At 67.3% G+C, this 18,136-nt stretch carries 20 protein-coding genes; 10 read left to right on the forward strand and 10 right to left on the reverse strand.

Annotation, left to right across the window (positions count from 1 at the left end):
• Positions 1–47: 47 nt before the first annotated feature.
• Genes AC1RPL_RS18770 through AC1RPL_RS18780 form a run of 3 tightly spaced genes read right to left on the reverse strand, consistent with a single transcriptional unit; the run spans position 48 to position 2,613 of the window.
• A complete protein-coding gene (locus tag AC1RPL_RS18770) occupies positions 48–1,151 on the reverse strand; it encodes a glycosyltransferase (RefSeq protein ID WP_493071518.1) in 1,104 nt (367 codons plus the stop codon).
• A 14-nt stretch (positions 1,152–1,165) separates the two neighbouring features.
• Entirely contained in the window at positions 1,166–1,684 is a 519-nt protein-coding gene (locus AC1RPL_RS18775; protein WP_493071520.1) for a DUF2141 domain-containing protein, read from the reverse strand.
• On the reverse strand, positions 1,681–2,613 hold the full coding sequence (locus AC1RPL_RS18780; RefSeq protein ID WP_493071522.1) for a hypothetical protein: 933 nt from the start codon (positions 2,611–2,613) through the stop codon (positions 1,681–1,683). The genes AC1RPL_RS18775 and AC1RPL_RS18780 overlap by 4 nt, the downstream gene beginning before the upstream one ends.
• 195 nt (positions 2,614–2,808) lie before the next feature.
• On the opposite strand from AC1RPL_RS18780, the gene AC1RPL_RS18785 reads away from it, so the two are divergent.
• Positions 2,809–3,924 carry a glycosyltransferase gene (locus tag AC1RPL_RS18785; RefSeq protein ID WP_493071523.1) on the forward strand — a complete coding sequence of 372 codons (1,116 nt, stop codon included), beginning with the start codon at positions 2,809–2,811 and terminating at the stop codon, positions 3,922–3,924.
• An 11-nt stretch (positions 3,925–3,935) separates the two neighbouring features.
• Here AC1RPL_RS18785 and AC1RPL_RS18790 read toward each other — a convergent pair whose 3' ends face one another.
• The 7 genes from AC1RPL_RS18790 to pyrE are packed head-to-tail and all read right to left on the reverse strand — an operon-like array spanning position 3,936 to position 10,392.
• Entirely contained in the window at positions 3,936–5,990 is a 2,055-nt protein-coding gene (locus AC1RPL_RS18790; RefSeq protein WP_493071525.1) for a TonB-dependent receptor, read from the reverse strand.
• Positions 5,987–6,607, reverse strand: a complete 621-nt coding sequence (gene maiA / locus AC1RPL_RS18795) for a maleylacetoacetate isomerase (protein WP_493071526.1) — start codon at positions 6,605–6,607, stop codon at positions 5,987–5,989. Before maiA ends, AC1RPL_RS18790 begins: the two co-directional genes overlap by 4 nt.
• Entirely contained in the window at positions 6,604–7,785 is a 1,182-nt protein-coding gene (locus AC1RPL_RS18800; RefSeq protein WP_493071527.1) for an AI-2E family transporter, read from the reverse strand. The genes maiA and AC1RPL_RS18800 overlap by 4 nt, the downstream gene beginning before the upstream one ends.
• Complete coding sequence (lepB, locus tag AC1RPL_RS18805) at positions 7,782–8,654, reverse strand: signal peptidase I (protein WP_493071529.1); 873 nt, start codon at positions 8,652–8,654, stop codon at positions 7,782–7,784. The genes AC1RPL_RS18800 and lepB overlap by 4 nt, the downstream gene beginning before the upstream one ends.
• Positions 8,654–9,058, reverse strand: a complete 405-nt coding sequence (gene acpS, locus AC1RPL_RS18810) for a holo-ACP synthase (RefSeq protein ID WP_493071531.1) — start codon at positions 9,056–9,058, stop codon at positions 8,654–8,656. The genes lepB and acpS overlap by 1 nt, the downstream gene beginning before the upstream one ends.
• A 10-nt stretch (positions 9,059–9,068) precedes the next feature.
• A complete protein-coding gene (locus tag AC1RPL_RS18815) occupies positions 9,069–9,806 on the reverse strand; it encodes a pyridoxine 5'-phosphate synthase (RefSeq protein ID WP_493071533.1) in 738 nt (245 codons plus the stop codon).
• A complete protein-coding gene (gene pyrE / locus AC1RPL_RS18820; RefSeq protein WP_493071805.1) occupies positions 9,799–10,392 on the reverse strand; it encodes an orotate phosphoribosyltransferase in 594 nt (197 codons plus the stop codon). The genes AC1RPL_RS18815 and pyrE overlap by 8 nt, the downstream gene beginning before the upstream one ends.
• Positions 10,393–10,552: 160 nt before the next feature.
• Between pyrE and coxB the strand changes: the two genes are divergently transcribed.
• The 9 genes from coxB to AC1RPL_RS18865 all read left to right on the forward strand — a co-directional run bounded on the left by coxB (position 10,553) and on the right by AC1RPL_RS18865 (position 18,128).
• Complete coding sequence (coxB, locus tag AC1RPL_RS18825) at positions 10,553–11,677, forward strand: cytochrome c oxidase subunit II (protein WP_493071807.1); 1,125 nt, start codon at positions 10,553–10,555, stop codon at positions 11,675–11,677.
• Positions 11,678–11,681: 4 nt separating this feature from the next.
• A complete protein-coding gene (gene ctaD, locus AC1RPL_RS18830) occupies positions 11,682–13,367 on the forward strand; it encodes a cytochrome c oxidase subunit I (RefSeq protein ID WP_493071535.1) in 1,686 nt (561 codons plus the stop codon).
• A gap of 174 nt (positions 13,368–13,541) precedes the next feature.
• On the forward strand, positions 13,542–14,426 hold the full coding sequence (locus tag AC1RPL_RS18835) for an aspartyl protease family protein (protein ID WP_493071537.1): 885 nt from the start codon (positions 13,542–13,544) through the stop codon (positions 14,424–14,426).
• A 70-nt stretch (positions 14,427–14,496) separates the two neighbouring features.
• The gene (locus tag AC1RPL_RS18840; RefSeq protein WP_493071539.1) at positions 14,497–15,399 is read left to right on the forward strand and encodes a heme o synthase; all 903 of its coding nucleotides are present in this window, start codon (positions 14,497–14,499) and stop codon (positions 15,397–15,399) included.
• Positions 15,396–15,575, forward strand: a complete 180-nt coding sequence (locus AC1RPL_RS18845) for a cytochrome c oxidase system small membrane protein (RefSeq protein WP_493071541.1) — start codon at positions 15,396–15,398, stop codon at positions 15,573–15,575. The genes AC1RPL_RS18840 and AC1RPL_RS18845 overlap by 4 nt, the downstream gene beginning before the upstream one ends.
• The gene (locus tag AC1RPL_RS18850; protein WP_493071543.1) at positions 15,572–16,132 is read left to right on the forward strand and encodes a cytochrome c oxidase assembly protein; all 561 of its coding nucleotides are present in this window, start codon (positions 15,572–15,574) and stop codon (positions 16,130–16,132) included. Before AC1RPL_RS18845 ends, AC1RPL_RS18850 begins: the two co-directional genes overlap by 4 nt.
• Before the next feature lie 87 nt (positions 16,133–16,219).
• Positions 16,220–17,104, forward strand: coding sequence for a cytochrome c oxidase subunit 3 (locus tag AC1RPL_RS18855; RefSeq protein ID WP_493071544.1), 885 nt, complete (start codon positions 16,220–16,222; stop codon positions 17,102–17,104).
• Between the two features lie 44 nt (positions 17,105–17,148).
• Positions 17,149–17,508 (forward strand): DUF983 domain-containing protein, encoded by a 360-nt coding sequence (locus AC1RPL_RS18860; protein ID WP_493071546.1) that lies wholly within the window; start codon positions 17,149–17,151, stop codon positions 17,506–17,508.
• Positions 17,508–18,128 carry an SURF1 family protein gene (locus tag AC1RPL_RS18865; RefSeq protein ID WP_493071809.1) on the forward strand — a complete coding sequence of 207 codons (621 nt, stop codon included), beginning with the start codon at positions 17,508–17,510 and terminating at the stop codon, positions 18,126–18,128. The genes AC1RPL_RS18860 and AC1RPL_RS18865 overlap by 1 nt, the downstream gene beginning before the upstream one ends.
• Positions 18,129–18,136 lie beyond the last annotated feature (8 nt).

An 18,136-nucleotide genomic window follows, 5' to 3' on the forward strand; every position in this document is an offset into this window, starting at 1 on the left:
TATCGCCTGCGCGGCCGCTGGCCGCTCGGCGACCTGCTGATCTCGGTCTACGAGCTGCCGGCGGCCCGCAATGGCGCGGCGTTGCGCAACAGGGCCGGCTCGCGGGCAAAAATGCGGCGGATCGCATCGGCGGCCGAATAGGTGTCGCGCGCGCGATAGGTCTCGGCGAACAGCGGGTCGGCGAGCTCGGCGAAACCGCCCTCGTCGGGCCCGATCAGCGGCAGGCCCGAGGCAAGCGCCTCGGACGCGACCAGGCCGAACGGCTCGGCGTCCGATCCGTGGATCAGCGCATCGCAGCTCGCCATGATCCGCGAGAAGCGGACGCGGTCGTATACGGGTCTGAAGATCTTGATGTGCGGGCTGCCGGCGATGCGCTGTTCCAGCGCGCCGCGTTGCGGGCCATCGCCGATCAGCATCAGGCCGACGGGCAGGTCGTTCGCCGCCGCCTCGACCGCATCGATCACCAGCGGCCAGCGCTTTTCCTTGTGGTGTCGGCCAAGGCCGAGCAGCAGATGGCCCTCGGGCGGCAGGCCAAGCTGGGCGAGCAGCGCCACCCGCAATTTCTCGTCACGCAGATCGGGCGAGAACCAGTTTCGCTCGATCCCCAGCGGCATCGACGCATCGACCTTCATCCCGCGGCGGCGGAAGCGCTTGGCGAGTGCCGGGCCGTTGGTGACGAACGCGTCGTAATATTTGAGGAAGTCGTTCATGTAGCGCGTGTACCAGGCGAATGCCTGCTCGACCTGGATCGGCGTGGCCACGCTATCCAGCCAGCGCTGCGGATAGGCGCCGATCTGGTCGCCGTGCGCGAAGAACACCTTCACGGCATCGCCCTTCCAACGCGCCACCGTCCAGGACGGGCGCCAGGGCGAGCTGCACTCGACGATATCGGGCTGCAGCTCGTCGAGCAGGTTCCAGATCGGCTCGTCGAGGACGAAGATGCCGTAATTGCGATCGAGGATGAGCGGCGGCGCCTTCATCCAGTAGATCTTGCCGCCGCCGGGACGCTCTTCGATCGAATTCTCCAGCGCGGGCGCGACGACGATCAGTTCATGGCCCATATCGGCCATGATCCCCATCTTGCGATCGAGATAGGTACGCACGCCCCCGCCGGTGGGCGAGTAGAACTCGTTGACGTCGACGATGCGCATGCGCGGCACCTTCCTTAGTCTTCGAGCGGGCCGAAGCCGCCCAGGCCCTTCAGATATTGGGCCGTGATCGTGATCTGTCCACCACCGGGGCCGACATTGACCAGCGCCTGGCGCACCTTGGGCCGGCTGCGGCCGAGCTTCTGGTTGCTCGGAAAGCCTGCGCCGTCCTCCCAGAAGTTGAACTTGTTCTTGCCGTCGCGGTCGTGCGTGAACAGCACCGCCCAGGTGCCGGCGCTGGGCGCGCGGATGCACAGGCGGACCGGCCCGGAGGCGGGCGTGGTCGCCCAGATCCGGCGGAACGGCTTGTTCTCGCGCTTGAGCGAGGTGTCGTCGCGCAGGAAATCGGTCTCGTTCGGCGGATAAAGCTCAAGCTTCAGCCGGCCGGTGCGATCCTTGAGACCGGCGATGTTCACATAAAGCGAGACGCCGGCGCGGGTGGCGCAATTGCCATCGACCGGGTCCTGCTGCGCGGCGGCGGGCGTCGCAGCCAAGGCGAGCGCGGCGGCGAGGCCGGCGATCAGGGGGCGGATCATTGCTGCTTGTTCCTCGTGAGCAGGGCCTGGGCGCTGAAGCCCCCGATCAGCGCGACGTGCGTAAGTAGGGTAAGGCCGGCGATCAGCGCCATCAGTTCGGACATCGCCGAGCCCTGGCCGATCACCACGCCGGTGATCGCGGCGAAGGCGGCTTCCTTGCTCGGCACCAGCGGCAAGCGCCAGACGAGCAGGCGGCCGGCCGCCATCATCAGCCACACGCCGATCGACACGTTCGGCATCGCCAGATGCCAGGCGATCGAAACGAGCAGCGAACCGGTGACGATGCGGGCGCAATGCACCAGGAAGATCCACCAGAGCTCTCGGCGAGGCAGCGAGAAGACGCGCTTCGAGAAGATCAGGAAGGGCACCGACATCAGCACGAGCACCGCGACCGAGCCGACCACGGCCAGCTTGTAGTGCGGCGGCACCAGGCCGAGATAGAGCGGCAGGCCGACCAGCATCATGATCAGGGTGATCGCGTTGCCGGCGATTGCCGACAGGATCATCACGTCCTTCACCGCGCCGAAGGGCGCCGCCACCATCTGGGTGCGCTGGCGCGCCCAGGCGTAGAAATACGCCTCGCCCGAATAGCCGAACAGCACTTCGTTCGAGATGCGCTTCTTGTGGAGCGCGGCGAGCCCGGCGAGCGGGATCTGCCAGAGGCGCTTGAAAATCACATAGTCGAAGGTCGGCGGGCCGACATAATAGAGCGCGAAGACCAGGTAGAAGAGCGGGTTGGTCGGCAGGTTGCGATACAGGCCTGCCAGCCCCGATCCGAACAGCTCGCGGCCCAGCGCCACGATCATCAGCAGAGTCAGCGCGCCACCGACCAGCGCCGGCCAGCGCCGCTTGATCTTTTCGACGGGCTCCAGACCCGCAAGGTCGGGTGCGCCCGGGAGGGGGGCGGCCTCGACAACGCTCGTGTTCACCGAAGCCTCCAGACCTGGTTCATTCACCGATTCATGTTCCGCGGCCCGAGAATTCGAGCGATTACAGCATTTTATCCGCGCTTTGCGGCGTTCAGCCCCCCAGAAACGCCAACGCGAAAATGGCTGGTGACAGCAGAATGCGGTTTATTGCGGGGGCGATTTGGGCCTAAGAGTGGCAATCCGCAAGGGCTTATGTTGCACTGCACCCAAAACAAACCGGCTCAGCACATCCTCACCTATGCCCAGCGGCTGCAGGGCGGCGGGGTGGAGCGGGCGATGCTGCGCATGGCCGCGGGTTGGCTGAACGAGGGCCGCCAGGTGACGCTGGTGCTGGGCAGCCGCGAGGGACCGCTGGCCGCCGAAATCCCGCCGCAAATCGAGCTGATCGAGCTGGGCGATGCGCGCTATTCGGCGCTGCTGTCGCTCGCGGCGCACGTGCGCGACGTTCGCCCTGATCTGATCTTCTGCGCGGGCAATCACTATAGCGGGATCGCCGCGGCGACCCGGCTGCGGCTGGGACGCAACTGCCCGCCGATCGTCGCCAAGGTCTCCAACGCGCTGGTCCGCCCCGAGCTCTCGCCGGGCGCGGCGTGGCGCTATCGGCGATGGCTGAAGCTGCATCCGCGCTTCCTCGACCATGTCGTGGCGATGACCCCGGCGATGGCGGCGGAAGCGGTGGCGGAGATGGGCATGCCCGCGGACCGGGTGAGCGTGATCGCCAATCCGCCAGCGGCGGCGATCGCCGGAGCGGTGCCGGTGGTGCTGCCCGACGGCCGCTACCTGATCGGCGTCGGCCGGCTGGAGCCGCAGAAGCGCTGGGACCGGCTGCTCGCCGCCCTGCCCCGGCTGGCGGACCAGGAGATCAGGCTGCTGCTGCTCGGCGAAGGCGGCGCGCGGGCCGCGCTGGAGGCACAGGTGGCGGCGCTGGGGCTCGGCGACCGGGTGACCATGCCGGGGCACGCCGGCGATCCGTTGCCCGCGCTCAGGGAGGCCGCGGTAGCGGTGCTCACCTCGGACTATGAAGGCGTGCCCGGCGTGCTGCGCGAGGCGCTGTCGGTGGGAACGCCGGTGGTCTCGACCGAATCGAGCGTGGCGGTGCGCGAGATCGTACATGGCGCCGAACTGGGGACGGTGATCGACCGAGAAGATGCCGACGGGCTGGTCGCAGCACTCGACCATTGGTTGCGCGCCGACGCGGTGCGGCCCGCGCCGGTGGCGGCAGCGGGCGATCCGATCGCGGAGTATCTCGCGCTGTTCGATCGGGTGGTGGCGATATCCCAACTTCCGTCATCCCCGCGAAGGCGGGGCTGACGAATTAGAGTTCAGCGCAGCTTCAGCCGCGCCCCCACCCACAGGGTCCGCGGCATCGCGCGCTCGACTACCCCGGGGCCGCTGATCCCCGCCTGGACCTCGGCGTCGAAGATATTCTCCGCCCGGACCTGGAGCGCAAAGCTGCGGGTGAGCGGCAGCGCGGCGGTGGCGTCGAGGGTGACAGCGCCCTTCAGCGTGCGGCTGTTCTGGTCATCCTCGAACTGCGGACCGGCATAGCGGGCGGTGAGCGAGGCACCGGCATCTTCGTGTGCCCAGCCGAGCGTGGCGCTGGCCTGGTGCTTCGCGGTCTGGGCGGGACGCAGACCGTCCAGCGCGGCGGCAGCGCCCGAAGCGGAGACGCGCGAATCGGTGAAGGCATAGGAGGCGGCAAGGCTCAGGTCGCCTGCGGTCCAGCGGCCGTCGAGCTCGACGCCCTTGGCAGTCACCGCATCGAGATTCTGGCGCTGGCGGTAGAAGCCCGCCGCCGAAACCACCCCGACGCCCGGGAAGGTACCTGGCCCCTGGGCCAGCGTGACATTGGCGATCGCGCCGTCGAGCCGGTTCCAATAGCCCGTGGCGCGCAGGGTGAGCGCGGCGGTGGGATGCCAGTCCGCGCCGATCTCGGCACCCGTCAGCCGCTCGGGATCGAGCCCGGCATTGGCCGCGGTGGCGTCCGCGCCGACTCGGAAGGGGCGGTAGAGCTCGTTGAGCGTCGGCGGGCGCCAGCCGCGATAGGCCGCGGTGCGCAACGTCACCGTGCCGAGACGGTAGGCAGCGCCGGCGCGGCCTGAAGCTTCCCAGCCATGGCGATCGGGGAAGCGGCTGTCGGTGATCGTCGCGCCGCCGGCCAGCGGCGTTTCCAGCAGCGAGCCGTTGGTGATGTCCCAATGGTCGAGCCGGCCGCCCAGGCTGAGCGTCAGCGGGCCGCTTTCGTAGCTGGCGTCGGCGAAGCCGCCGAGGGTCAGGCTCTCGCCACCGGCGACGCGGCGCCGCGTGGGGCTGCCGGCGACATAGGTATAGAGCTCCTCGGTCTCGCCCGAGACGCGGCGCAGGTCGCTGCCGAGGCGCAAGGTCACGCCGCCACCCACGGGTGGCGCTATCTCGAAGCGGGCACCGATACCGGTGGCGGGGACCGCATATTGGTTCAGCGTCGGGGTGACACTGGTGCGCGCATCGTTGACGCTGGCGAAGCCCGAGGCGAAGCCGCGCGTCTGGAGATAGGCGAGCGCCGACCAGCCCCAGGCGCCCTTGCCGACGATCCGGACACTGGCATCGGCGCCTTCGCTCTTCACCTTGGTGAAATCGACGCCGCGGTCGCGGTGATCGGTGAAGGCGGAAAGATTGGCCTGGAGTTCGGTATCGCCGCCGAGATCGGTGACGGCGCGCAGGGCAATGGCGGCCTGCTCATAAGGCGCGGGACGATCGACCGGGCCGCGATTCGCTTCGACGATCGGCGTGAAACCGTCACCCCGGGCATATTGCGCGGCAAGCGTGACGAAGCCGCTGCCGAGATTTGCCGCGCCGACGCCGGAGAGGTCGATGCTGTCGCGGCTGCCGTAAAGCGCATCGAGGTTCAGGGCGCCGAGTTGCGCGGGACCGCCGCTCTCCAACTCGATCGTGCCGGCGAGCGCGCCCGGCCCTGCATAGCCGCTGCCGCTGCCGCGGACGATGCGAGCGCCGGCGAGGCGACTCGGGAGATAGGCGGGGAACGCCACCCAGCCGCCGAACGGATCAGCCTGGGGTACGCCGTCGAGCAGCAGCAGTGCGCGGCTGGAGGCGTTGCCGCCGAGACCGCGCAGCGTGATGCCCTGCGAGGTCGGGTGGGCCGAGCGCGAATCGGAGCGGCGGAACTGGGCGAGCCCGGCGGCGTCGCGCAGCGCGTCTTCGAGGCGCCCGCTCGCGGTACCGGCGATGCGGTCGCGGCCGATCGTGACCACATCATAAGCGGCGTCACCCGGCGGCGCTTCGAGCCCGCGGCCGGTGACCACGATCTGCGCTTCGTCCGCGTCCTGCGCGAAGGCGGGGGCGGCGAGCAACAAGCCCGCCGCCAGCCCGAGCCGCCTCACTTGGGCGCCACGGCGTCGGGATGGGCCGCGGCGAAGGCGGGCAGCGCGGTGGCGGCTGCGTCGATCGCGACGAGCTTTGGGAAGGCATCGAGCACCAGCTCGAAACGGCGGGCATTGTACATTTGCGGCACCAGGAAAAGATCTGCGACACCGGGAGCGGCGCCGCCGAGGAACGGACCGTCCCCCGCCATCGCCTCCAACGCAGTGAACCCTTCCGCGATCCAGTGGCGGGTCCATTCGTTGCGGCCGGCTTCGTCCACGCCCATTTCCTTGAGCCGCCGCATCACGCGGAGATTGTTGAGCGGGTGGGTGTCGGCGGCGATCACCAGCGCGCGGGCCATCGCGGCGGCGCGGGCATCGGGATCGGCGGGGATCAGCCGGGGCTCGGGATGGCGCGCGTCGAGCCAGTCGATAATCGCCAGGCTCTGGGTGATCACCGTGCCATCGACTTCGAGCGCGGGCACGAAGCCCTGGGGGTTGCGCGCGAGATGCTCGGGGCTGCGCTGCTGGTTCTCTAGCAGCAGGATGTCGCGGCGCTGGTAGGTCACGCCCTTCAAGTTGAGCGCGATGCGGACGCGGTAGGCGGCCGAGGAGCGGAAATAATCGTAGAGGATCATGCCGCGCCCGTCGGTGGATCAAGATGGGGCGGATCGAGCTGAGCCGGTGCCTCCTCCGCATAGCCCTTGCGCAGCCGCGCCCGCCATTTGAGGCGCGGGCCATGCTCGGGAGAAGACGCACGGTGCGCGCGCTCGGCCTCGCTCTCCAGCGCGACCTTGATCATCGCGACGATCGGATCCGCAAGCGCCAGACCGAGCACGCCGAACAGCGTGCTGGCGAGGATCTGCGACGAGAGCGTGAGCGCCGGCGGCATGTCCACCGTGCGGCGTGCCACCATCGGGATGACGACATAGCCGTCGAAATTCTGCACGCCGAAATAGATGATGATCGCCCAGATCCCGGTATCCTGCCCGGCGCTGAAGCCGACCGTGACCATCATCACGCCCGAGACGAAGGCGCCGATATTGGGGATGAAGGCCAGCACGCCGGTTATGATGCCGAGCAGCAGCGCCATCGGCACCCCGGCGATGCTGAGGAATATCCAGATCAGCACGCCCTCGACGAGCATGCCGAGCAGGCGCCCGGCGAGCAGGCGGCGCATCGTCGTCGCCATCCGGCCGATGGTGAGGGCGAACTGGTCACGCGCGTCGGACGGCACCAGCCATTGCAGCCCGCGCTCATAGATGCGCGGCTCGAGCGCCACGAACAGGCCGATGATGACGATCATCAGGAAGCTGGAAACGGCGCCGATCGCCGAGCCCACCGCCGAAGTGAGCCGGCCGACCGATCCCAGCGCCTGCTGGACGAGGCCGGTCAGGTCCGAGCGACCGGGCATCAGCCCGAGCTCGGCGACCCAGGCGGCGACCTTGTTGGCCTGGACTTCCAGCGTGTGGCGAAGCTGCTCGGCCTGGGCCGAGATCTGGACGCCGGTCATGTAGAAGATGCCGCCGAAGAAGGCGATCACCAGCACGATGACGATCACCAGCCGCAGCGTGCGCGGGATGGGCAGGATGCGCCCGAGCAGGCGCGCGCCGCCATTGAGCATCGAGGCGAAGACCAGGCCGCCGAAGATGATCAGCAAGGGCTGGATCAGCAGCACGACCAGCGCGACGGCGATCGCCATGCCGAACCACACGCTCGCCTTCTTGATCTCGGCGCGGACCATCGGATCGCGGAGCTCGTTGGGCCCCGGCTCCTGGACGACATCGATCTTGTCGGAGGCGAGCGGATCACTCATTGGCTGTCCCGTTGCGGATGGAGTGACGTGCCGGCGCGGCCGGGGCGGAAGCTTTGCGGCCAGGTCAGCGGGTTCCAGCTGGCGCTGCCGTCCAGGCTGAAGGTGATGAACTCGGCGCGGCCGCCGATATTCTCCCAGGGCACCGGGCCGCCCAGCCCGTTCTGGCTGAGCGGGAAGCGGCTGTCGGCCGAATTGTCGCGATTGTCGCCCATCAGGAACACCTTGCCCTGGGGCACGCGGATCTCGGGATAATTGTCGCCGCGGCCCGGGCGGAAGCCGAGGTCCACCGTGTCGTAGGAGCGGCCGCCCGGCAACGTCTCGCGGAAGATCGGCAGGCGGCAGAACTGCTTGCCGTTCCGGATGACGAGGAAACCGGGATAGTGATCCGCGTCGCAACGGGTGTTGGCATCGACCGCGATGTAGCGATCCTCCATCGCGCGGCGCGGGATCGCCTGACCGTTCAGATAGACGATGCCGCCGCGCACGCCGATCGTGTCGCCGGGCAGGCCCATCACGCGCTTGATGTAATCGGTGTTGGTGCCGGGCGGCGTGACGATCACCACGTCCCCGCGCTCGGGCAGCTTGCCCAGGATGCGGCCCGGCATGTGCGGCAGGACGTGGAAGGTCGGCGTCACCCAGCTGAAGCCGTACGGATATTTGGTCACCACCAGCCGATCGCCGACGAGCAGGCCGGGGAGCATCGATTCGCTGGGGATGAAGAAGGGCTTGGCGATCAGGCTGTGGAAGCCGAGCACGGCGAGCACGAGCCAGAAGATGCCGCGCGCCTCTGCCCACCAATCGGTGCGCGGGCGGGCATCCGCCTCCTCCTCATATGCTTCCTGTCCGAGTGCCAACTCGTCCGCCGCCATCAACCTTCCTTCACCGCCTCGATCATCACCATGGCAAACGCCCAGGGATGATCGTCCGTCAGCGTCAGATGCACCTTGGCGACGTGACCTTCGGGGGTGATGGCGTCAAGCCTGGCCTTCGCGCCGCCGGTCAAAGCCAAGGTAGGTGCCCCCGATGGCGAATTGACGACGCCGATGTCCTTCATGAACACGCCTGCGCTGAACCCGGTTCCCACCGCCTTGGAGAAGGCTTCCTTGGCGGCGAAGCGCTTGGCGAGCGTGGCGGCGTAATTGTGCGGGCGGGTCCTGGCCTTGGCGATCTCGGTATCGGTGAAGCTGCGCTGCTCGAAGCGTGTCCCGAAACGGTCCAGCGACTTCTGGATGCGCTCGATATTGCACAGGTCGGAGCCCAGGCCGAGGATCATCGCCCTACCCTCACCGCGCCGCGTCCATCAGGTCGCGCATGCGGCGGATCACCGGGGCGAGTCCGTCGAAGATCGCCTCGCCGATCAGGAAATGGCCGATGTTGAGTTCCATGATCTGCGGGATCGCGGCGATGGGAATGACATTGTCGAAGGTCAGGCCGTGGCCGGCATGCGGCTCCAGCCCGGCCTTGACCGCCAGCGCGGCGGCATCGGCGATGCGGCGCAGCTCGGCCTCCCGCCCATCCTCGGCCAGTTCGCAATAGCGACCGGTGTGCAGCTCGACCACCGGCGCGCCAAGGCGCAGCGCCGCGTCGATCTGGCGCTCGTCGGGCTCGATGAACAGCGAGACCCGGCTGCCATTCTCGCGCAGCCTGGCGACCATCGGGGCGAGGTGGTTGTGCAGGCCCGCGGCATCGAGCCCACCCTCGGTGGTCCGCTCCTCGCGCTTCTCGGGCACGATGCACACCGCGTGCGGGCGATGGCGCAGCGCGATCGCCAGCATCTCTTCGGTCGCAGCCATCTCCAGATTGAGCGGCACGGTAAGTTCGGCCGAGAGGCGCGCGATATCCTCGTCGGTGATATGACGGCGGTCTTCGCGCAGGTGCGCAGTGATGCCGTCGGCGCCGGCCTCTGCCGCGAGCAGCGCCGCGCGCACCGGATCGGGATAGCCCGAGCCGCGCGCGTTGCGCACGGTGGCGACGTGATCGATGTTCACGCCGAGGCGGAGAGGGCCTGTCTCGTCAGGCAATTGCGCGACTGCCAGGCTTGGTCGCGGGGATCGCCGCCAGCTCGGGGGGTAGCTGGTCGGCCGGATAGGCCGGCACGTCCATCTTGAGCAGCGAGACCAGCGGCACGCCGACATCCGCGGTGCCGTTGGAACGGTCGACGATGCAGGCAGCACCGAGCAGCACGCCCGGATGCTTGCGGATCGCGGCGATGCATTCGCGCGACGAAAGCCCGGTGGTTACGATGTCCTCGACCATCACTATGCGGGCGCCTTCGGGGATCTCGAAGCCGCGGCGGAGCTGGAACTCGCCGTCCTCGCGCTCGACGAACAGCGCCTTGCAGCCGAGCGCGCGCGCAGTTTCATAGCCGGGGATGATTCCGCCGATCGCCGGCGAGACGACCATATCGACCTGCCCAAAACTCTCGCGAATCAGCTTTCCTAGTGCACTGCACACACGTTCGGTGCGGGCAGGGTCTTCGAAAATACGCATCTTTTGCAAGAAGATGGGAGAGCGAAGGCCAGAAGAAAGAATGAAATGGCCTTCGAGCAACGCACCTGCAGCACGAAACTCGTCCAGAACTGCGTTGCCTTCCAATGTTCGCTCCATCGTCTTCGGGATTGTCATTTTCCCTTAGGACCAGCGCCTATCGACCGCAACGGGCGATCAAAAAGGGTTGAGAATGGATGCGTGCCTCGTATACGCCAGTTGCACTGGGGGTAATCCTTTCCCAGCCCGGGGCTCTCGCGGAACAGGGTGAAAATTGACGATGCGCATGCTTGGGTTGACTTCGACTCTCCTGGCAGCGGGGCTGGCTTTCGCTATGCCCGCTTCGGCCCAGGGGCCAGTTACGAACACTGCCGCCCCGGCGGCCAGCACGGCCGCTCCGGCGCCGGCTGCAGCCGCCACGCCGACCGTGGCCGATCCCACCCTCGATGCCGCTGGCAAGCCGTTGACCAAGGCGGCCCCGGGCATCGGCCAGCCGACCGCGGATGCGATCACGCTGCAGGAGCAGGTTACGCCGACCGGGCGCGAAGCGCACTGGTTCCACAATGTGGTGCTGGTGCCGCTGATCACTGCGATCTCGATCTTCGTGCTGGTCCTGTTGCTCTGGGTGATCGTCCGCTATCGCCGGGCCGCGAATCCCGAGCCGAGCAAGACCGCGCACAACACGACGATCGAGATCATCTGGACGCTGGCGCCGGTGCTGATCCTGATCGCAATCGCGGTCCCGTCGATCCGCCTGCTCGCCGCGCAGTTCAAGCCGGCGCCCAAGGACGCGATCACGCTGAAGGCGATCGGCAACCAGTGGTTCTGGAGCTATGAATATCCGGACAATGGCGGCATCCAGCTGACCGCCAACATGCTGAAGGAGCGGGCCGACGTGCCTGCCGGCCAGCGCTACCGCACCGACGCCGACGGCCCGCGCCTGCTCGCGACCGACACCCGCGTCGTTCTGCCGGTCGGCGTGCCGATCCGGCTGGTCACCACTGCGCAGGACGTGATCCACAGTTGGGCGATGCCCGCCTTCTGGATCAAGCTCGACGCGGTGCCGGGCAAGCTGAACGAAACCAGCTTCATCATCGAGAAGCCGGGCCTGTATTTCGGCCAGTGCTCCGAACTGTGCGGCGCGCGCCACGCGTACATGCCGATCGCGGTGGAGGCCGTGTCGCCGGCCGAGTTCGCCCAGTGGGTGAAGTCGAAGGGCGGCACCATGCCGGCCGAGGTCGCTGCGGCGGCTGCTGCTGCCGCCACGGCAAACGCGGCGGCTCCGGTCGCTGCGGCCGAGGGCAACAGCGCCCAGCCGGCCACCGAGAACACCACCGCCACCCCGGCGACCACCAATCAGGCCGCGACCGCGAACCCCGCGGGCGCCGGCAACGCGGGCAACTGAGACCATGACCGATATCGCCCTCCACGCGCATGACCACGAGCATGCGCACGCCCATGACGACCACGGGCACCACGATGCCGATCACAAACCGGGCTTCTTTGCCCGCTGGTTCATGTCGACGAACCACAAGGACATCGGCACGCTCTACCTGATCTTCGCGATCATCGCGGGCATCATCGGCGGCAGCATCTCAGGCCTGATGCGCGCCGAGCTGATGCATCCGGGCATCCAGTATCTGCCGACCTGGCTGACGATGCTGCACGGGCACGGCTCGTTCGACGATGCGATGCACTTCTGGAACGTGCTGATCACCGCGCACGGCCTGATCATGGTGTTCTTCATGGTCATGCCGGCGATGATCGGCGGCTTCGGCAACTGGTTCGTGCCGATCATGATCGGTGCGCCGGACATGGCGTTCCCGCGCATGAACAACATCTCGTTCTGGCTGCTGATCCCGGCCTTCCTGCTGCTGCTCGGCTCGCCGTTCGTCGGCATCGGCGCGGGCACCGGCTGGACGGTCTATGCCCCGCTCTCCACCTATGGCGAGCCTGGGCCGTCGGTCGACATGGCGATCCTGTCGCTCCATCTGGCGGGCGCCAGCTCGATCCTGGGCGCGATCAACTTCATCACCACCATCTTCAACATGCGCGCGCCGGGCATGACGCTGCACAAGATGCCGCTGTTCGTGTGGTCGGTGCTGATCACTGCCTTCCTGCTGCTGCTGGCGCTGCCGGTGCTCGCCGCCGCGATCACCATGCTGCTGACCGACCGCAACTTCGGCACCGCCTTCTACGATCCGCAATATGGCGGCGATCCGGTGCTCTACCAGCACCTGTTCTGGTTCTTCGGCCACCCCGAAGTGTATATCATGATCCTGCCGGGCTTCGGCATCGTCAGCCAGATCATCGCGACATTCAGTCGCAAGCCGGTGTTCGGCTATCTCGGCATGGCCTATGCCATGGTCGCGATCGGCCTGGTCGGGTTCGTCGTGTGGGCGCACCACATGTTCACCACCGGCATGTCGGTCACCGTGAAGATGTACTTCACGGCCGCGACCATGGTGATCGCGGTGCCGACGGGCGTGAAGATCTTCTCGTGGATCGCCACGATGTGGGGCGGCTCGATCAGCTTCAAGACCCCGATGGTCTGGGCGATCGGCTTTATCTTCATGTTCACCGTCGGTGGCGTGACCGGCGTCGTGCTCGCCAATGGCGGCGTCGACGACTATATGCAGGACACCTATTACGTCGTCGCGCACTTCCACTATGTGCTGTCGCTCGGCGCGGTGTTCTCGCTCTTCGCCGGCTTCTACTACTGGTTCCCGAAGATGAGCGGCCGCATGTACAGCGAGCTGCTCGGCCAGCTGCACTTCTGGGTGTTCTTCATCGGCGTGAACGTGATGTTCTTCCCGATGCACTTCCTGGGCCTGCAGGGCATGCCGCGCCGCTATCCCGACTATCCCGATGCCTATGCGCATTGGAACTATGTCGCGACGATCGGCTACATGATCATGGCCACGTCGATGCTCATCTTCTTCGTCAACATCATCTGGTCGCTGTTCGCCGGCCGCAAGGCCGAGGGCAATCCCTGGGGCGAAGGTGCGACGACGCTCGAATGGACGCTGTCGAGCCCGCCGCCGTTCCACCAGTTCGAGACGCTGCCGGTCATCGAGGACGGGCATCACCACTGATGCTCGGCCTGACGGGCTGAAACGAGAAGGCGCCCCGGGAGGAAACTTCCGGGGCGTTTTCTTTGGTCCGCCTTGGTCGCGCGCCGGGCGGCTTTGGTCGCGGCACAGGTGGCGGTTCATCGCCGCGAAAGATGCGCAGGCGGAACGAGAGGAAAATATCCAGGGAGACCGACGATGAAGTTCCTGTCCGGCGCATTCGCGATGCTGCTCGCCATGCCCGCCGCCGAGGCGCAGGCACTGCCCGCGACGCCCGATGCGGTGATCCAGATGCAGCCGTGGCGCACCCGCTGGGCGCTGGAGGCGGAGATCGGCGGCAGGAAGCACCTCTATCTGTTCGACACCGGCGCCGGCATCACGCTCGTCTCGCGCGAGACGGCGAAGCAGGCGGGCTGCGAGCCCTGGGGCCGCGCCACCGGCTACAACATGATGGGCACCCGCTTCGACGGGCCGCATTGTGGCGAGGATGTCGCGATTACGGTGGGCGGGATCACCGCCAGGCCACCGATGACTGGCCTGATCGACATGGCCGCGAACAACCCGCGCGATGCCGCGCTGGACGGGATCATCGGGCTGAACCTGTTCGAGGGGCGCACGGTGACGCTCGATTTCGCCGCGGGCACGATGACGCTCGAATCGGAAGCCAGCCGCGCCGCGCGCATCGCCGGCATGCGCCCGCTGCGTATCCGGCTGAAGCGCGAGCTCGACGGCAGCGCGCTGGCGGTGATGGCCGCCGTGCCGACCAAGAAGGGCGCGCTGTGGTTCGAACTCGATTCGGGCAATGGCGGCACGGTGCTCGTCTCCAGGCCGGTTGCGGCGCTGGTGGGCATGGATCCCGGGCAGGAGGGCAAGCAGGCGGCGGACTTCGAAGTGCTGGGCGACATCCGCGCGACAACCGCCGACGCCTTCACGCCCGACATGATCATGGACGGCAATCTCGGCATGCCCTTCCTGCGCAACTGGGTGGTGACGCTCGACCTGGCGCGCGGCCTTGCCTGGATCGGCAAGCCGCCGGTGCCGCCCAATCCCGCCGTGCCGCTCGAGCAGGCAGTGCAGCACTGATCGTCGCAAGACGGGGCAAATCGTCCACTTTGCCGCGGACGCCACCTGCCCTATAGGCCGGGGCGACATCATGAGCACTTCCGCATCCACCATCACCCTGCCCGCCGAGTGGCGCGACTTCCTGGCGCTGACCAAGCCGCGGGTGATGACGCTCGTCGTCTTCACCGGCCTGTGCGGCATGCTGGCGGCGCCGGTGCCGATCCACCCCGTGCTGGGCTTCACTGCGATCCTGTGCATCGCACTGGGTGCGGGCGCGGCGGGCGCGCTCAACCAATGGTATGAGGCAGATCTCGACGCCAAGATGAAGCGCACCGCCAAGCGGCCGCTGCCGGCGGGGCGGATGGACAAGCAGTCGGCGCTGCACTTCGGCGTGGGGCTGGCCGGGTTCAGCCTGGCGCTGATGTATTTCGCGATCAACCTGACGGCGACGCTGATCCTGGCGGCATCGATCCTGTTCTACGTCTTCGTCTACACGATCTGGCTCAAGCGCCGGACGCCGCAGAACATCGTGATCGGCGGCGCCGCGGGCGCATTCCCGCCGATGATCGGCTGGGCGGCCGCGACGGGCGACGTGACGACGCTGCCCCTGCTGCTGTTCGCGCTGATCTTCCTGTGGACGCCGCCGCATTTCTGGGCGCTCGCGCTGTTCGTGAAGACCGATTACGCCAATGCCGGCGTGCCGATGCTGCCGGTGGTCGCGGGCGAACGCTCGACGCGCATCCAGATCGGGCTCTACACGATCCCGATGATCCTGTGTGCCGCGTCGCCCTGGCCGCTGGGGCTGGCCGGGCCGATCTACGGGATCACCGCCGCGGTGATGTCCGGCCTGTTCCTCGCCATGGCGGTCCAGGTGGCGATCCGCCGCTCCGAGCCCGAGGACGACATGGCGCCCGAGAAGCGGCTGTTCAAATTCTCGATCCTCTATCTCTTTATCGTTTTTGGCGCGCTCGTCGCCGACAGGTGGTTCGCATGACCGATGATCTGATCCAGGCCCCGCCTGCCGCTGCTCCCAACCCGGTCGGCGAGACCGAGTTGATCCGCGCCCGCCAGCGCGCGCGCGCGCGGGTGATGGCGGTGCTGCTCGGCCTGTTCGTGGTGCTCGTCTTCGCCATCTCGATCGTGAAGATCCAGCTCGGCCATCCGGGATGAAGTGGCCGAGCCGGAACCTGCGCGTCGCGATCCTCGCCGGCATCGGCGTGTGCTCGATGACCGGGCTCGGCTTCGCGGCGGTGCCGCTCTACCGCATGTTCTGCGAGGCGACCGGGCTCAACGGCACCACCCAGCGGGGCCTGCGCGCGCCGGGCAGCGTCGGGCAGAAGATCACGATCGCCTTCGACAGCAATGTCGCCAAGGGCATCCCGTGGAAGTTCCAGCCCGAGCGGCGATCGGACACGATCGATATCGGCGGGCGCGACATGGCGTTCTTCACCGCCACCAACACCTCCGACCATGAAGTGACCGGCACGGCGACGTTCAACGTCACGCCCACCTTCGTCGGCAAGTATTTCACCAAGATCCAGTGCTTCTGCTTCACCCAGCAGACGCTGAAGCCGGGCGAGACGGTGCGCATGCCGGTGATCTTCTATGTCGACCCCAAGATCCTCGACGATCCGGACGCGCGCGACGTGCAGGAGATCACGCTTTCCTACACCTTCTATCCCGCCGAATCGCCGGCGATCGCAGCGGCCGCCGCCAAGGCGCACTGAACCCCTAGGGGCGTGCGCATCAGGGTTGTTGCGGGAAGCGAATTGGCACCGTAAAGCTTTGGCAAAAGCATAGGACAGGGAAGATCGATGGCCGGGGCAAAGAACCACCAATACCATATCCTTCCGCCCAGCATCTGGCCGCTCTTCGGCGCGTTCTCGGCGCTGGTGCTGGCCGCTGGCGGCATCATGGTGATGCACAGCTATCCAAGCGCCTACCTGGTGTTCTTCGCCGGCATCGCGCTGGTCGCGATCACCATGTTCGGCTGGTGGGGCAAGGTGATCCAGGAAGCGCATGCCGGCGATCACACGCCGATCGTGCAGCTCCATCTGCGCTACGGCATGATCCTGTTCATCGCCTCCGAAGTGATGTTCTTCGTCGGCTGGTTCTGGGCGTGGTTCGACTTCTCGCTCTTCCCCTCGACGGTCGAGGCGGTGGGCGGGCAATGGCCGCCCAAGGGCATGGAAGTGCTCGACGCCTGGAAGTTCCCGCTGCTCAACACGCTGATCCTGCTGCTCTCGGGCTGCACCGTGACCTGGGCGCATCATGGCCTGATCCACAATGAGCGTGGCGGTGCGTTGAAGGGGTTCTGGGGCCTGCTCGGCGTGGGCGAGAACGACACGGTCAAGAAGGGCCTGTGGCTCACCGTGGTGCTCGGCCTGCTGTTCAGCTGCCTCCAGGCATATGAATATAGCGAGGCGCCCTTCCCGTTTAAGGCGGCGTCGGAGCATGGCTCCAGCTATGGCGGCGCGTTCTTCATGGCGACCGGCTTCCACGGCTTCCACGTGATCGTGGGCACGATCTTCCTGATCGTGAACCTGGTGCGCGCATACAAGGGCGACTTCACGCCGAAGCAGCATTTCGGCTTCGAGGCGGCGGCCTGGTACTGGCACTTCGTCGACGTGGTGTGGCTGTTCCTCTTCGCCTCGATCTATGTCTGGGGCGGCTGGGGCGCGCCGGTCCACGCCGGCTGAGCGTGACCGACCACAATAGCGACTCTTCCGGGGGAGGCGGCCCAGTGTCGCCTCCCCCGATCCTTTCGGGGACCAGGGGCGCTTGCCCGCGCTGCGGGGCGCCGACCCTGTTCAGGAACTTCACCAGCTTCGCCGACAAATGCAGCGCCTGCGCGCTCGACTTCACTCGGTTCAATGTGGGTGACGGGCCGGTCGTGTTCCTTACGCTCGGCATCGGCGCGCTGGTCACCGGGCTGGCCTTGTGGGTGGAGTTCACCTTCCAGCCGGGCCTGCTGATCCACGCGCTCCTATGGATCCCGATCACCACCGCGCTGGTGGTGCTGGCGCTGCGCTTCTCCAAGGGGCTGCTGCTCGCGCTCGAATATCGCAACCGCGCGGGCGAAGGCCGCGTTCGAGACGCATGATGCCGCGCTTTCCGCTGATCCCGACGATCGTCGTCGCCCTGGCCGTCGCCGCGATGATCGGCCTTGGCTTCTGGCAGCTCCAGCGCCGAAGCGAGAAGTTCGCCGCGCTGCAGCTCTATGCGCAGAATCTGGGCAGGCCCGAAATGGCCTTCCCCCGGCTGCCGGTGGGCGACGAGAACCTGTTCCGCCGCGCCAACGCCTTCTGCCTCGAAGTGATCGGCTGGCAGAGCCAGGGCGGGCGATCGGTGAAAGGCACCAACGGCTATCGCCACATCGCCCAGTGCCGCACCGGCGCGGAAGGCCCGGTGCTGCTGGTCGACAGGGGCGTGGCGGCCAACCCGACGTTCGAGCCGGTGTGGAAGGGCGGCAAGGTGACCGGCACGATCACGCACGCGCCCGATCATCGCCCGATGCTCGCCGGACTGTTCGACAGCGAGCCCAAGCACCTGATGCTGATCTCGGATAGCGCCGCGCCGGGTCTGGAGCCGACCGCGCGGCCCGACCTGTCGAGCGTGCCCAACAACCACCTCTCCTATGCCGTGCAATGGTTCCTGTTCGCGCTGGTGGCGTCGGTGATCTACGTCCTCGCGCTGAAATGGCGGCAGAAGCCGAAGGCCTGATCGGTGGC

Source organism: Sphingomonas sp. GW821-FHT12D09 (assembly GCF_058807215.1).

Coding starts and splice junctions, on each gene's coding strand:
- AC1RPL_RS18800 (WP_493071527.1), bottom strand. CDS start 7,785: ATGAGTGATCCGCTCGCCTCCGACAAGATCGATGTCGTCCAGGAGCCG.
- ctaD (WP_493071535.1), top strand. CDS start 11,682: ATGACCGATATCGCCCTCCACGCGCATGACCACGAGCATGCGCACGCC.
- AC1RPL_RS18850 (WP_493071543.1), top strand. CDS start 15,572: ATGAAGTGGCCGAGCCGGAACCTGCGCGTCGCGATCCTCGCCGGCATC.
- AC1RPL_RS18770 (WP_493071518.1), bottom strand. CDS start 1,151: ATGCGCATCGTCGACGTCAACGAGTTCTACTCGCCCACCGGCGGGGGC.
- AC1RPL_RS18865 (WP_493071809.1), top strand. CDS start 17,508: ATGCCGCGCTTTCCGCTGATCCCGACGATCGTCGTCGCCCTGGCCGTC.
- coxB (WP_493071807.1), top strand. CDS start 10,553: ATGCGCATGCTTGGGTTGACTTCGACTCTCCTGGCAGCGGGGCTGGCT.
- acpS (WP_493071531.1), bottom strand. CDS start 9,058: ATGATCCTCGGCCTGGGCTCCGACCTGTGCAATATCGAGCGCATCCAG.
- AC1RPL_RS18855 (WP_493071544.1), top strand. CDS start 16,220: ATGGCCGGGGCAAAGAACCACCAATACCATATCCTTCCGCCCAGCATC.
- maiA (WP_493071526.1), bottom strand. CDS start 6,607: ATGATCCTCTACGATTATTTCCGCTCCTCGGCCGCCTACCGCGTCCGC.
- AC1RPL_RS18845 (WP_493071541.1), top strand. CDS start 15,396: ATGACCGATGATCTGATCCAGGCCCCGCCTGCCGCTGCTCCCAACCCG.
- AC1RPL_RS18835 (WP_493071537.1), top strand. CDS start 13,542: ATGAAGTTCCTGTCCGGCGCATTCGCGATGCTGCTCGCCATGCCCGCC.
- AC1RPL_RS18840 (WP_493071539.1), top strand. CDS start 14,497: ATGAGCACTTCCGCATCCACCATCACCCTGCCCGCCGAGTGGCGCGAC.
- lepB (WP_493071529.1), bottom strand. CDS start 8,654: ATGGCGGCGGACGAGTTGGCACTCGGACAGGAAGCATATGAGGAGGAG.
- AC1RPL_RS18775 (WP_493071520.1), bottom strand. CDS start 1,684: ATGATCCGCCCCCTGATCGCCGGCCTCGCCGCCGCGCTCGCCTTGGCT.
- pyrE (WP_493071805.1), bottom strand. CDS start 10,392: ATGGAGCGAACATTGGAAGGCAACGCAGTTCTGGACGAGTTTCGTGCT.